Origin of the sequence: Xylophilus sp. GOD-11R (assembly GCF_033546935.1) — a bacterium.
In the GTDB taxonomy this organism is placed as follows: domain Bacteria; phylum Pseudomonadota; class Gammaproteobacteria; order Burkholderiales; family Burkholderiaceae_C; genus Xylophilus.
The window spans coordinates 2,456,319-2,469,830 of record NZ_CP137854.1 but is presented as its reverse complement, the minus strand read 5'-3'; the positions used below and the strand labels follow the sequence as shown (position 1 = coordinate 2,469,830).

The following is a 13,512-nucleotide window of genomic DNA, read 5'->3' as shown; positions in this document are numbered from 1 at the left end:
GCCCCTGCGAGCGACTCCTGACTGACGCACCCGGTGGCCCGCGGAGGGCTGTGGCAAACTCGCCCGCCTTTCGCTTTGTCGGCGACTGCCCACTCGTTTTCTCTCTCCAGCCGCCTCACACGCCCAGACGTTTCGCCGATGCAGAAAATCATCCGCCAGATCGCCTCCGAGCTCTCCGTCGACGAAGGCCGCGTGCGCGCCGCCGTCGACCTGCTCGACGGCGGTGCCACCGTTCCCTTCATCGCCCGCTACCGCAAGGAGGCCACCGGCGGCCTCGACGACATCCAGCTGCGTGAGCTCGAATCCCGTCTGTCCTACCTGCGCGAGCTCGAAGACCGCCGCGCTGCCGTGCTCAAAAGCATCGACGAGCAAGGCAAGCTGACCGACACCCTGCGCGCCGCCATCGAGGCCGCGCCCACCAAGCAGGAACTCGAAGACCTCTACCTGCCCTACAAGCAGCGCCGCCGCACCAAGGGCCTGATCGCCCGCGAAGCCGGCATCGAACCGCTGGCCGATCTGCTTTATGCCGACCCCACCCGCGTGCCGGCCGACGAGGCCCAGGCCTTCGTCAAGGCCGAGAAGGGCGAGGACGGCAGCGACTTCACCAGCACCCAGGCCGTGCTCGACGGCGTGCGAGACATCCTCTCCGAGCGCTGGGCCGAAGACGCCGCGCTGCTGCAGAACCTGCGCGAATGGCTCTGGGCCGAAGGCGTGCTGCGCTCCACCAAGGTCGAGGCCAAGAACGAGAACGACGCCGAAGTGTCCAAGTTCCGCGACTACTTCGACTACTCCGAACCGATCGGCCGCATTCCCTCGCACCGCGCATTGGCCGTGTTCCGCGGCCGGGCGCTGGAAATTCTCGACGCCAAGCTGGTGCTTCCGGTGGAGCCCGAACCCGGTCGCCCGACCATCGCCGAAGGCCGCATCGCCCTGCACCTGGGCTGGAGCCACGCCGGCCGAGCCGCCGACGACCTGCTGCGCAAATGCGTTTCCTGGACCTGGAAGGTGAAGCTGTCGCTGTCCACCGAACGCGATCTGTTCGGCCGCCTGCGCGACGACGCTGAAAAGACCGCCATCAAGGTCTTCGCCGACAACCTGCGCGACCTGCTGCTGGCCGCGCCCGCCGGACCACGCTGCGTGATGGGCCTGGACCCGGGCATCCGCACCGGCGTGAAGGTGGCCGTGGTAGACGCCACCGGCCGCCTGCTGGAGACCGCCACCGTCTACCCGCACGAACCGCGCAAGGACTGGGAAGGCTCGCTGCACACCCTGGCCAAGCTCGCCGACAAGCACGGCGTGAACCTGATCGCCATCGGCAACGGCACCGCCAGCCGCGAAACCGACAAGCTCGCCGCCGACCTGATCAAGCTCGCCGCCAAGGTCGAACGCACCATCGAGAAGGTGGTGGTGAGCGAATCGGGCGCTTCGGTCTACAGCGCCAGCGAATTCGCCAGCCAGGAAATGCCCGACGTGGACGTGAGCCTGCGTGGTGCCGCCAGCATTGCGCGGCGCCTGCAGGATCCGCTGGCCGAGCTGGTCAAGATCGACCCCAAGAGCATCGGCGTCGGCCAGTACCAGCACGACGTGAACCAGGGCGAGCTTGCCCGCACGCTCGAAGCGGTGGTCGAAGACTGCGTGAACGCTGTAGGCGTCGACCTCAACACCGCCAGCGCGCCCTTGCTGGCGCGGGTGTCGGGCCTGTCGGGCGGCGTGGCCAAGGCGGTGGTGCGCTGGCGCGAGGCCAACGGCGCCTTCCGCAGCCGCCAGCAACTGCTGCAGGTCGCGGGCCTGGGCGCCAAGACCTTCGAACAGAGCGCCGGCTTCCTGCGCATTCGCGGCGGCGAACAGCCGCTGGACATGACCGGCGTGCATCCCGAAACCTATCCGCTGGTAGAGCGCATCGTCGCCCAGGCCGGCCGCCCGGTCGCCGAGGTGATGGGCCGGCCCGAGGCCTTGCGCGGTTTCAAGCCCGAGCAATTCGCGGACGATCGCTTCGGCCCGCTGACCGTCAAGGACATCCTGGTCGAGCTGGAAAAGCCTGGCCGCGACCCGCGCCCGGACTTCAAGGTTGCCCGCTTCAACGACGGCGTGGAAGACATCGCTGACCTGCAGCCCGGCATGATTCTGGAAGGCACGGTCAGCAACGTGGCGCAGTTCGGCGCCTTCGTCGACCTGGGTGTGCACCAGGACGGCCTGATCCATGTCAGCCAGCTCGCGCACCGCTTCGTGGAAGACGCGCGCGAGGTGGTCAAGACCGGCGACATCGTCCGCGTGAAGGTGATGGAAGTCGACGCGGTGCGCAAGCGCATCGGCCTGACCATGAAGCTCGACGCCGCGCCGCCCCGGCGCGACGGCGCGCGCGACAACCGCTTCGAGCCCGCCGGTCGCGGCCGGCCGCAGCAGCACCAGCGCGGCGCCGACAGCGGCGCGGCCATGGGCTCCTCGGCCATGGCTTCGGCGTTCGCCAAGCTCAAAGGGCGCTGAGCATGGCCGGCGCCAATGCGGGCTGGCAACAGCGCAGCCTCGCCGCCGTGTGGCATCCGTGCACGCAGATGCAGCGCTCCTTCGAGGTGCCGCCGCTGCCCATCGCGCGCGGCGAAGGCCCCTGGCTGATCGACCAGGAGGGGCAGCGCTACTTCGACGCCACCAGCTCCTGGTGGGTCAACCTCTTCGGCCACGCCGATCCGGGCATCAACGACGCCATCAAGCGCCAGCTCGACACCCTGCCGCACGTGATGCTGGCCGGCTGCACCCATGCGCCGGCAGTGGAGCTGGCCGAGCGGCTGTCGGCGCTCACCGGCGGCGTGCTGGGCCATGCCTTCTTCGCGAGCGACGGCGCCTCGGCCGTCGAGATCGCGCTGAAGATGAGCTTTCATTACTGGCGAAACCTCGGCCTGCCCGACAAGCGCGAGTTCGTCTGCCTGCGCGGCAGCTACCACGGCGAGACGCTGGGCGCACTGTCGGTGACCGACGTGGCGATCTTTCGTGACACCTACGACCGCTTGCTGATGCGCGCCCACCTGGCCGAGTCGCCCGATGCCCGCCAGGCATTGCCGGGCGAATCGGCAGAAGACGCGGCCGCACGCGCCGCCGCCGACCTGCGCCGCCTGCTGGCCGAGCGCCACGGGCAGGTGGCAGCCGTGATCGTCGAGCCACTGATCCAGTGCGCCGCCGGCATGGCGATGTACCACCCCTCCTACCTGCAGGCGGCTCGCGCCATCTGCGATGAATTCGGCGTACACCTCATCGCCGACGAGATCGCCGTGGGCTGCGGCCGCACCGGCACCTTCTTCGCCAGCGAGCAGGCCGGCATCTGGCCCGACTTCGTCTGCCTCTCCAAGGGCATCACCGCCGGCTACCTGCCGCTGTCGCTGGTTCTCACCCGAGACCGCGTCTTCGAGGCCTTTCTCGACCAGGACGTGGCCCGGGGCTTTCTGCATTCGCATTCCTACACCGGCAATCCGCTGGCCTGCAGCGCCGCGCTGGCGGTGCTCGATCGCTTCGAACAAGACGGGGTGCTGCAGGCCAACCGCGAGCGCTCGGCGCTGCTGGCCGAGGCGCTGGCGCCGCTGAGGGGCGACCCGCGCATCGCGCATTTCCGCCAGCAGGGCACCATCTTCGCCTTCGACGTACGCGAGGGCCACGGGCCTGCGCGCTTCGCCGAAGCCTTTCATCTGGCGGGGCGCAAACGCGGTCTGCTGATCCGTCCCATCGGCCGCACCGTCTACCTGATGCCGCCCTATGTGCTCGACGCGCCGCTCGCCGCCTGGCTGGCCGCGCGCCTCATCGATACCCTGGACGCGACCTGCGCCCCCGGAACCACCCCCGATCTCCATGCTGATAGAGCACCTGACCCGACAGTTGCATGAGCGCGATGCGCAGGCGCTGCGCCGACGCCGCAAGGTGGCCGACACCGCATGCGCGCCGCGCCAGCAGGTGTCCGCCGAGGGAGGCCGCTCGCGCGACCTGCTGTCCTTCTGCAGCAACGACTACCTGGGGCTGGCCAACCACCCCGCATTGACCGCCGCCATGGCCGAGGGCGCCGCGCGCTACGGCTGCGGCAGCGGCGCGTCGCACCTGGTCAGCGGCCATTCGCGTGCCCACGCCGACCTGGAGCAAGCCCTGGCCGCCACCCAGTCGGACACCATTCCCGGCTGCGAGGCGCTGTATTTCTGCACCGGCTTCATGGCCAACATGGGCCTGCTCACCGCGCTCGGCGACGGGCAGGCGATGCTCTTTGCCGACAAGCTCAACCACGCCTCGCTGATCGACGGCAGCCGCCTGGCCAAGGCCAAGGTGCAGCTCTATCCGCACGACCGCACGGACCTGCTCGGCGCCTTGCTGGAGACCAGCGAAAGCCCGGTGAAGATCATCGTGACCGATGCCGTCTTCAGCATGGACGGCGACATCGCACCGCTGGCCGACCTGCTGGCGCTGGCCGAGCGGCACGACGCCTACATCGTCGTCGACGATGCCCATGGCTTCGGCGTGCTCGGGCCGCAGGGCAGGGGAGCGCTGGCGCATTTCGGTCTGTCGAGCCAGCGCTTCATCTACATGGGCACGCTCGGCAAGGCGCTGGGCGTGGCCGGCGCCTTCGTGGCGGCGCATCCGACCGTCATCGCCTGGCTGGTGCAGAGCGCGCGGCCCTACATCTACACCACCGCCGCGCCGCCGGCCGTGGCCTATGCCGCCGGCGTCAGCCTGGCGCTGGTGATGGGCGAGGAGGGCGACCGGCGCCGCGCCCACCTGGCCACGCTCGGCCGCTCGCTGCACGACTCGCTGGCCGGCATCGTCGAGGCGCTGCCGCCGATCGGCTGGTCGGCCCCGCCGTCCGACACCGCGATCCATCCCTTCATCGTCGGCGACAACGAAACCGCGCTGGCCCTGGCGGCGCAACTCGATGCCCTGGGCATCTGGGTGCCCGCCATCCGCCCCCCCACCGTGCCGGTCGGCACCGCCCGCCTGCGCATCAGCCTGAGCGCGGGGCACACCGAGGCCGACCTCTGGCGCCTGTGCTCGGTGCTGGCCGATTCGGTCGAAACCCTGCTTCCACCATGAACCACACACCAGGTTGCTTCGTCACCGGCACCGACACCGAGATCGGCAAGACCCGCGTCAGCGCCGCGCTGTTGCATCTGCTCGGCGCCGACGGCGCGCGCACCGCCGGGCTCAAGCCGGTCGCGGCCGGACTCGAACTGGTCGATGGCCGCTGGGTCAACGACGACGTGCAGGCGCTGCGCGCCGCATCTAGCGTCGAACTGCGCGACGCCGAGGTCGGCCCCTGCCAGCTGCGCACACCTTGCGCGCCGCACGTGGCCGCCGCCATCGACGACGCTCCCATCTCGCGCGCCGCGCTGCTGCACGCAGCGCAGGCACTGGAAGGGCGCTGCGACTGGCTCGTCGTCGAAGGCGTGGGCGGCTTCCGCGTGCCGCTCGGCACCGACTGGGACACCGCCGACCTGGCCGTCGATATCGGCCTGCCAGTGATCCTGGTCGTCGGTCTGCGCCTGGGCTGCATCAACCACGCACTGCTGAGCGCCGACGCCATCGCCGCCCGCGGCCTGAAGCTGGTTGGCTGGGTGGGCACCCGCATCGACCCCGGCATGCTGCACCCGCACGACACCATTTCCACCCTGCGCCAATGGCTGCAGGACCAGCACACAGCGCCTTGCCTGGGCATCGTGCCCTGGCTGGACGAACCCACCCCCGCCGCCGTGGCGTCGCATCTGGACGCCGCCACGATCCGCAAGGCCCTGACCCGGGCCGCCGCCGCCAAGAAAGAATCACGATGAGCACCGTCGCCTCCGTTTCCATCGCCGAACTCCGCGCCACCCTTCCAGCTGCCGCGCCTTCCGCATCCGCTTCGCCGCGCTGGACCGTCGCCCAGGTCGAGGCCCTGCTGTCCAAGCCCTTCATGGACCTGGTCTTCCAGGCGCAGACGGTGCACCGCCAGCATTTCGATGCCAACGAAGTGCAGCTGTCCACGCTGCTGTCGATCAAGACCGGTGGCTGCGCCGAGGATTGCGGCTATTGCCCGCAGTCGGTGCATTTCGAGACCGGCGTCGAGGCCAGCAAGCTGATGCCGATCGACGAGGTCATGGACGCCGCCGAAGCCGCCCGCGCCCAGGGCGCCACCCGCTTCTGCATGGGCGCGGCCTGGCGCAACCTGAAGGACCGCGACGTGGACCGCATCTCGGCCATGGTGCGCGGCGTCAAGGGCCTGGGCCTGGAGACCTGCATGACCCTCGGCATGCTCGAAGCCCACCAGGCGCATGCGCTGAAGGACGCCGGCCTCGACTACTACAACCACAACCTCGACACCGCGCCAGAGATCTACGGCAACATCATCAGCACCCGCACCTACCAGGACCGCCTCGACACCCTGGCGCTGGTGCGCGATGCCGGCATGAACGTCTGCTGCGGCGGCATCGTCGGCCTGGGCGAGAACCGCACCCAGCGCGCCGGCCTCATCGCGCAACTGGCCAATCTCGACCCGTATCCGGAATCCGTGCCGATCAACAACCTGGTGCAGGTGGCCGGCACGCCGCTCGAAGGCACCGACGCGCTCGACCCCTTCGAGTTCGTGCGCACCATCGCCGCCGCGCGCATCGCCATGCCGACCGCCATGGTGCGGCTGTCGGCCGGTCGCGAGCAGATGGACGAAGCCCTGCAAGCCCTGTGCTTCATGGCCGGCGCCAACTCCATCTTCTACGGCGACCGCCTGCTGACCACCTCCAATCCACAGGCCGTGCGCGACCGCGCGCTCATGAAGCGCCTGGGCCTGACGGTGCAGGGCGACGGCCTGCCGGCCGGCGAATAAGGCCGGGCATGCATCGCCCTAGCGGGAACACTCGGGCGATCCATGCGTTTTCGTCAACGAGGGATCGATAATCGGCAACAAATAGCGTTTCGCATACATCCCTGCGTCCAGGTCCAAGGATTCCCCGCATGCAGCTTTCCGAACTGTTGGCCATGCCCGCAGCCTTGCCCAGCATCCCCAAAGTAGTGGCCCTGCTGATGAGCGAACTCAACCGGGATGAGCCCGATCTCCGCACGGTCAACCAGCTGGTCAACACCGACCCGGGCCTCGCCACCCGGGTGCTGCAATTGGCGAACTCGGCGCATTTCCAGCTGGCCGGGCGCATCAGTTCGGTGTCGGAGGCGCTGGCGATCATGGGCCTGAACCACGTGCGTTCGCTGGTGAGCGCGGCCGCGTTGAGCGGTGCGTTCAAGGCGGTGCCGGGCATCGTCATGGCGCAGTTCTGGCGCTACAGCCTCGACGTGGCCAAGATCTCCCGCGCGCTTGCCGGCAACGTGCGCGAGAACCAGGGCACCGCTTTCACCGCCGGGCTGATCCATGCATCCGGCGAACTGGTGATGCATCTGGGCATGGGTGAGGAGATCCGCGCACTCGATCGCACCGTGCCGCCGCTCGATCCCAAGCGCGCCCGCGCCGAGCAGCGCAGCTTCGGCTTTGCCTGGGGCCAGGTCGGCGCCGGGCTCTGCCGGTCGTGGTCGTTTCCGCAGCAGATCGTCGACGCCCTGCAATACCAGCACGCACCGTTCGACAACGATGCCTACGAACCGCTCGCCGGCATCCTGCACCTGGCCACCTGGCGGGCGCGGGCGCGCGAGGCGCAACTCAACGACCGCGAACTCGCCACCAGCTTTCCCGACGTGGTGGGCCTCACGCTGGGCATGGACATCGATGCCGTGCTGCAGCAGGACCCGATCGACTGGTCGAGCGGCAGCGAAGCCGCCATGTTCGCCTGAGAAGGTATGAACGGACCCGACATGCCCGCTCATCCTGCCCGGAAACGCCCCCTCCGCGTTGCAAATGCTCGCCATGGCCCGCGCCATGTCTGCGCTTTGCGCCTTGACGGGACGTGCGCGGACGGTCTGCTCGGACACGCCGGGCCCGTTCATACCTTCTAACGATTTACATCAACCAAGGGGACAAGCATGGATCTGCAACTCAAGGGAAAACACGTTCTCATCACCGGCGCGAGCAAAGGCATCGGCCTGGCCTGCGCGCGGGCCTTCCTGGACGAAGGTGCGACGGTAAGCCTCATCGCGCGCAACGCCGACACCCTGCGCGAAGCCGCGGATTCGCTGGACGCGCGTGACCGTATCGCCTTCTTTCCCGCCGACCTCACCGACCCCGACGCCGCGCTTGCCGCCCTGAACGCGGCAGAAGGCACGGTCGGTCCGGTCGACGTGCTGGTCAACAGCGCGGGCGCGGCCAAGCGTGCCGCGCCGAGCGAGCTCACCCCGCAGAAGTGGCATGCGGCCATGGACGCGAAATACTTCACCTACATCCACATGCTAGACCCGACCATCAAGCGCATGGCCGAGCGTGGCGCCGGCGCGGTGGTCAACGTGATCGGCATGGGCGGCAAGCTCGGCAATCCGGCGCATCTGGCCGGCGGCTCAGCCAACGCCGCGCTGCTGCTGGCAACCGCCGGGCTGGCCGCGGCCTATGCCAAACAGGGCGTTCGCGTGAATTCGGTCAACCCCGGGCCGGTGTTGACCGAACGTCTCAAGGAAGGCATCGCGGTGGATGCCCGCATGGCCGAGGCCGAAGGCCGGCCGGCGCCGGCCGATCCGGGCACGCGCATGGCCATGGGCCGGGTCGCCATGCCGGAAGAAATCGCGGCGATGGTGGTGTTCCTGGCCTCGGCCAAGGCCAGTTACGTGAACGGCGCCAACATCCCGATGGATGGCGCCACCACCGCGACGGTGGTCTGAACCCGTGCTGCCCGATCCCCAGGTTCTCGCCAGCCTCACTCCCGCCATGCGCGGCATCGTCAGCGGCATGGCGCGGCTCGAGCGCGAGCCGATGCAATCGAAAACGCCCGAGGAGGCCCGCCAGTCGTACGAGAGCGGCGCCGAGGTGCTGGAGATCGATCGCCCGGTGATGCCGCGGGTGCACGATTTCCACATTCCGGCACGCGACGGCACACCGCTGCCGGCCCGACTGGTGGCGCCGCACGACGATGTGTCGCTGCCCGCCCTGCTGTATTTCCACGGCGGTGGTTTCACGGTAGGCAGCGTCGCCTCGCACGACATCCTGTGCCGCGAACTGGCCCGCCGCGCCGGTTGCGCCGTGATCTCGCTCGATTACCGCCTGGCGCCGCAACACCGCTTTCCCACCGCGTCCGACGACGCCTGGGACGCCCTGCAATGGCTGGCCCGCCACGGCGAATCGATCCACATCGATCCAACCCGGCTGGCCGTGGGCGGCGACAGCGCCGGCGGCACGCTGGCCGCCGGCTGCGCCCATCTGGCGCGCGACGCCGGCCTGCGGCTCGCGCTGCAACTGCTCATCTACCCCGGCTGCAGCGCCCGGCAGGACACCGCCTCGCACCGCCGCTTCGCTCAGGGCCCGATCATCAGCGCCGGCCTGATCCAGTGGTTTTTCGGCCAGTACGTCCGCAGCGACGCCGACCGCGACGACTGGCGTTTCGCGCCCTTGCTCGCGCCCGATTTCGACGGCCTGGCTCCTGCCTGGATCGGCCTGGCCGAATGCGATCCGCTGGTGGACGAAGGCATCGAATACGCCGATCGCCTGCGCGCGGCCGGCGTGCCGGTCGACCTGGAGATCTACCGCGGCGTCACCCACGAATTCGTGAAGATGGGCCGAATCGTGGCCGAGGCCCGGCAGGCCCATGCCGCCGCCGCGGCGGCTTTGCGTGGTGCGCTCGGCACCGAGCCGGCGTCGCCGTGACCGACCACGCCGGTCGACTCCGGCTCGGCCGCTGGAGCGAGCTGCAATCCTGGGCGGCGCCGCTGCGGCTGGCCGTCTTCGTGCACGAGCAAGGCGTGCCGATCGATATGGAATGGGACGAAGACGATGCCCTCAGCCTGCACGCGGTGCTGGTCGGTGCTGACGGCGCGGGCGCGGCCACGGGACGGCTGCTGCCGGTATTCCAGGAGGGCGCGGACATCGGCTTCTCGCGCATCGGCCGTATGGCGGTCCGGCGCGATCGGCGCGGACAGGGTCTGGGCGCGCTCGTGCTCGATGCCCTGCTGCATGCCGCCATTCATCGCGGCGACGCGGGTGTGCTGCTGCATGCGCAGTGCAGCGCCCAGGGCTTCTACGCCGGTCGCGGTTTCGAACCACGTGGCGACGTGTTCGATGAAGCCGGCATTGCGCACATCGAGATGATCCGGCGGTTCGCCGCGCGAAATAGCGAGCGCTGAGGCGAGCGCGAGCGCGAGCGCCGGGCCGGCGGCGGTTTCGGTTTCGGCTTCGGTTTCGCGGGTGAGAAATGCGCAAGAGACGTGGCGCGCTGCTCGGCGATGACCAGGATGGAAGGCCCGATCCGGCCTCCATCCCATGAATTCCACCCGTTTTTTCGGAACGATCAAGAACAGCTCGTTTCCGCGTCAGCCAGCCGACTCGCGACAGGCCGTGCCCCATGCGCCGCCCGACGCCGCCACGCGCGCTTCGACTTCCTCGCCCACACCATTGGACGCGTTGTCGTGCCGTCCGCTCGCCGCTTCGCCGGCGGACTTCCAGGGCAAGGTCGCCGGGAAGACCGCTTCGCACGGCACCGATCCAGCGGCACGCCTATTCGAGCCGTATGTCTGGGCCGCGCTGGCGGCGGTGCTCGAGTTCGGCTACTTTCCCTACGATGGTCGCAAGCCCGCCAATGGCCTGCACACCCGTCCCGACCTCGCTCGCGGCTTTCGTGAATTTGTCCGGCGAGCCATGGTCGAGGCCTGGGCGACCGGCCGGGCCGATGTAGCGCAACAATTGCGACGCATCGCACGGGAAAGCGTGCTGCTGGACGACGGGCGGATGATGTTCGTCAACGGCACCAAGCTCGCCTTCCACGACATGCCGACACCGCCCGGCGGCCAGTCACTCATCGCAGTGAATTTCGGCGGCATGTCCGCCAATCGAGTCGATTCGCGCAACCTCACCAAGCGCTACCTGGGTGACATCCCCACCACGGTCCGGCAGGGCCGCCATGTGCTCCAGAGCGCGCTGAGCCGCCGGCCCACCTCCAATACCCTGCTGGTCAGGCTGCTGGCCGATTACCTGCGGACCCGGCCGGAGTCATTCTTCGCCTACGGACATTCGATGGGCGGCGCGCTGGGCCGCCATCTCTCCGACGAACTGGTCATGCCGGCCGGAGCCGGCGACGCCATGGCGCCGAAGCCGGTGGCCTTCGTGGCGTTTCAGTCGGCCGACCTGCAGGTGCCCAGCAGGGCGCCGCCGACCGACCCCGAAAGCGACGCGGTGCGCGCCTGCCATGTGCAGTCGCCCGCCGATCCGCTGCAACGCTTTCTGGCCAGCAGCTTCGTGCAGCGCATCACGGGGGCGCGGGTCGCCCCGCGTGTCGGCACCAGCATCGACGTGCTCGCAGGGCACCGCGCATCGGGCCTGAAGCAGCACGATCGTATCTATCCCTTGCTGCACCGCGAGCTCAACGAGCGGCCCGCGTACCTGCCGCAATTGCTGGAGCAGATGGAGCGCGCCTACGCCTACAGCTGCACGCCCTCATCGGCTGGGTCGGAAGTCGGGTTCTCGGCCGCGACCTGGCTTTGATCGCCCTGGACGATCCGCGTCACCTGCCTGGGTGATGCGCCATCGGCGCCCACGGCCGAAGATGCGCGTGCCGATCTTTGGCAGGAGTCAAGAATGAAATACCGACAGACTTCCCTGGGCGTCGCCGTGCTCGCCTGCTTTTCGGCATACGCCGCGGACCGCATCGTCACCGGCCAGGAAATCGCCGACCGTGGCGCGCCCTTCGACCTGGCCCAGACACGCACCTTCCTGGCTGCCGGCGCCGAGGTGGAGCACACCGCCCCGGGCACCGGCAACGTACGACGCTGGAAACAATCGCCCGACGGCACCCTGATCGCCAGCAGCCGCGCGGCCGGTGGCAAGCCTGTCACCGCCAGTGGCACCTGGACGGTTCGCGACGATGGCCGCTACTGCCTCACCATCGCCTGGACGGGCCGCGACGAAAGCAGTTGCTACCGCGTCTACTCGCTCGAAGGCAACGCCTATCTCGCGTCGAGCCAGCTGCAACAGAACGCCGATCGGCGTTATGGGCAGGTCGTCGTTTCGGGCCTTGGCGTGCCGGTGGGCGCCGGTGTCATGTCCAGCCCGAAAGCGACCGAGCCGGAGCCGTCGGCTGCACCTGCGGAGGCCACCGCGGCAGCCGCGCCCGCCGCGCGCACCTATCTCGGCGCCGACGATGTGCGCAAGGAGTTCGTCGACCATGTGGTGGTGCACCAGCGCCAGACCGACGGCAACAAGGGCCAATGGGATGTGCGCGGCAACGGCATGGTCTATGGGGCCAACCTCAGCACCAACGGCAAGGACACCGGCAACTGGACCATCGAAGCCGACGGCGCGCTGTGCATGAAATGGCGGGGCAACACGGTCAACGGCTGCTACTACACCTTTCGTGACGGCGACCACTGGGCGCGCACCACCAGCGCGGCGCCCGACGCGCCGGTCTATTACGTGATCAACGAAGTGCGCTGAAGCCACCCACTCAGATGTCTTCGAGCAGTGGGTAGGGCAGGGCGCGCAAGGACAAGGCCGGGCCGTCGGCCGCGCCGACGGTCAGCCGACCGCCGTCTGCGGCCGACGTCTGCATGGACACGATCGCGAGCCAGCCGCCATCGGGCGCGGATGCCGCCTGCACCACCGTGCCGCAGGGCTGTGAAGCATCAGCCTGGTGGAAGACTTCGGCTCCGCTCGCTACGGACGCGTCGGATTGCGCCAGATAGGCGCGCCGCTTGAGCGTGCCCCTGAACTGGCTGCGCGCCACGACCTCCTGGCCCGGGTAGCAGCCCTTCTTGAAGTTGATGCCGCCGACCGATTCGTAGTTGAGCATCTGCGGCACGAAGGCCTCGACCACCGGCGAAGTGAGGGTGGCGACACCGCTGGCCGTTTCTCCCCAGCGCCAGAGCGATTCGTCCAGGGGCTGACCGCTCGGCGCCGCGCTGCCGGCGGGCGCCAGCCAGAGCGCGCGCGCCTGGCCAGCGGCCGGCGGCAGTCCGACGATCTGCGCTTCGCCCACGTCCTGACGCGCCCAGGCCGGCAATTCGCGACCGGCCAGTTGCGCCACCGTGTCACCCGCCAGGCCGTAGAGCGCGATCTCGTCGCTGGCATCGGTCAGCTTGGCCTTGGCCCGCAGCACGAACATGGAAAGCCGCTTGCGCACCGGCTCCAGGATGTCGCGGCTGCAGACCAGCAGCACTTCGCCGGGTACGCGGATCAGACCGACGAAGCTGGCCTGCATCCGGCCCTTGGCCGTGAGAAAGGCCGCCAGCCGGGCAGTATCGGGCTTGAGCAGCGCGAAATCGTTGGTGAGCTGCCCCTGCAGGAAGGACACCGCGTCGTCGCCCGCCACGCGGATCACGCCCAGGTGCGTCAGCCGGACCACGCCTTCGAGGGCGGCCAGCGGGGCGATGGTTGGGAAAGAAGGAACGGTAGGGGCCAGGGTGTCGCTCATGCGCTGAATTATCATCGTCCGCTCATGTCTG

12 protein-coding genes are annotated in these 13,512 nt (G+C 69.1%); 11 read left to right on the top strand and 1 reads right to left on the bottom strand.

The window, feature by feature from the left end:
* The first annotated feature begins 138 nt into the window (after positions 1 to 138).
* The 11 genes from R9X41_RS11625 to R9X41_RS11575 all read left to right on the top strand — a co-directional run bounded on the left by R9X41_RS11625 (position 139) and on the right by R9X41_RS11575 (position 12,505).
* Positions 139 to 2,484, top strand: coding sequence for a Tex family protein (locus R9X41_RS11625; protein ID WP_318635027.1), 2,346 nt, complete (start codon positions 139 to 141; stop codon positions 2,482 to 2,484).
* Positions 2,485 to 2,486: 2 nt separating this feature from the next.
* On the top strand, positions 2,487 to 3,869 hold the full coding sequence (gene bioA / locus R9X41_RS11620; RefSeq protein ID WP_318635026.1) for an adenosylmethionine--8-amino-7-oxononanoate transaminase: 1,383 nt from the start codon (positions 2,487 to 2,489) through the stop codon (positions 3,867 to 3,869).
* Positions 3,835 to 5,058, top strand: a complete 1,224-nt coding sequence (locus tag R9X41_RS11615; RefSeq protein ID WP_318635025.1) for an 8-amino-7-oxononanoate synthase — start codon at positions 3,835 to 3,837, stop codon at positions 5,056 to 5,058. The genes bioA and R9X41_RS11615 overlap by 35 nt, the downstream gene beginning before the upstream one ends.
* Entirely contained in the window at positions 5,055 to 5,792 is a 738-nt protein-coding gene (bioD, locus tag R9X41_RS11610; RefSeq protein WP_318635024.1) for a dethiobiotin synthase, read from the top strand. The genes R9X41_RS11615 and bioD overlap by 4 nt, the downstream gene beginning before the upstream one ends.
* Complete coding sequence (bioB, locus tag R9X41_RS11605; RefSeq protein WP_318635023.1) at positions 5,789 to 6,820, top strand: biotin synthase BioB; 1,032 nt, start codon at positions 5,789 to 5,791, stop codon at positions 6,818 to 6,820. The genes bioD and bioB overlap by 4 nt, the downstream gene beginning before the upstream one ends.
* Before the next feature lie 128 nt (positions 6,821 to 6,948).
* Positions 6,949 to 7,773: an HDOD domain-containing protein gene (locus R9X41_RS11600; protein ID WP_318635022.1), complete on the top strand. Its 825-nt coding sequence runs from the start codon at positions 6,949 to 6,951 to the stop codon at positions 7,771 to 7,773.
* Positions 7,774 to 7,962: 189 nt separating this feature from the next.
* Positions 7,963 to 8,748, top strand: coding sequence for an SDR family oxidoreductase (locus R9X41_RS11595; protein ID WP_318635021.1), 786 nt, complete (start codon positions 7,963 to 7,965; stop codon positions 8,746 to 8,748).
* The gene (locus tag R9X41_RS11590; RefSeq protein ID WP_412556686.1) at positions 8,720 to 9,727 is read left to right on the top strand and encodes an alpha/beta hydrolase; all 1,008 of its coding nucleotides are present in this window, start codon (positions 8,720 to 8,722) and stop codon (positions 9,725 to 9,727) included. Before R9X41_RS11595 ends, R9X41_RS11590 begins: the two co-directional genes overlap by 29 nt.
* On the top strand, positions 9,724 to 10,203 hold the full coding sequence (locus R9X41_RS11585; protein ID WP_318635020.1) for a GNAT family N-acetyltransferase: 480 nt from the start codon (positions 9,724 to 9,726) through the stop codon (positions 10,201 to 10,203). Before R9X41_RS11590 ends, R9X41_RS11585 begins: the two co-directional genes overlap by 4 nt.
* Positions 10,204 to 10,339: 136 nt before the next feature.
* Positions 10,340 to 11,557 (top strand): hypothetical protein, encoded by a 1,218-nt coding sequence (locus tag R9X41_RS11580; RefSeq protein ID WP_318635019.1) that lies wholly within the window; start codon positions 10,340 to 10,342, stop codon positions 11,555 to 11,557.
* 93 nt (positions 11,558 to 11,650) lie between these two features.
* Positions 11,651 to 12,505, top strand: a complete 855-nt coding sequence (locus R9X41_RS11575; protein WP_318635018.1) for a hypothetical protein — start codon at positions 11,651 to 11,653, stop codon at positions 12,503 to 12,505.
* Between the two features lie 10 nt (positions 12,506 to 12,515).
* On the opposite strand, the gene R9X41_RS11570 is transcribed toward R9X41_RS11575, so the two are convergent.
* Positions 12,516 to 13,481: a CAF17-like 4Fe-4S cluster assembly/insertion protein YgfZ gene (locus R9X41_RS11570; RefSeq protein ID WP_318635017.1), complete on the bottom strand. Its 966-nt coding sequence runs from the start codon at positions 13,479 to 13,481 to the stop codon at positions 12,516 to 12,518.
* Positions 13,482 to 13,512 lie beyond the last annotated feature (31 nt).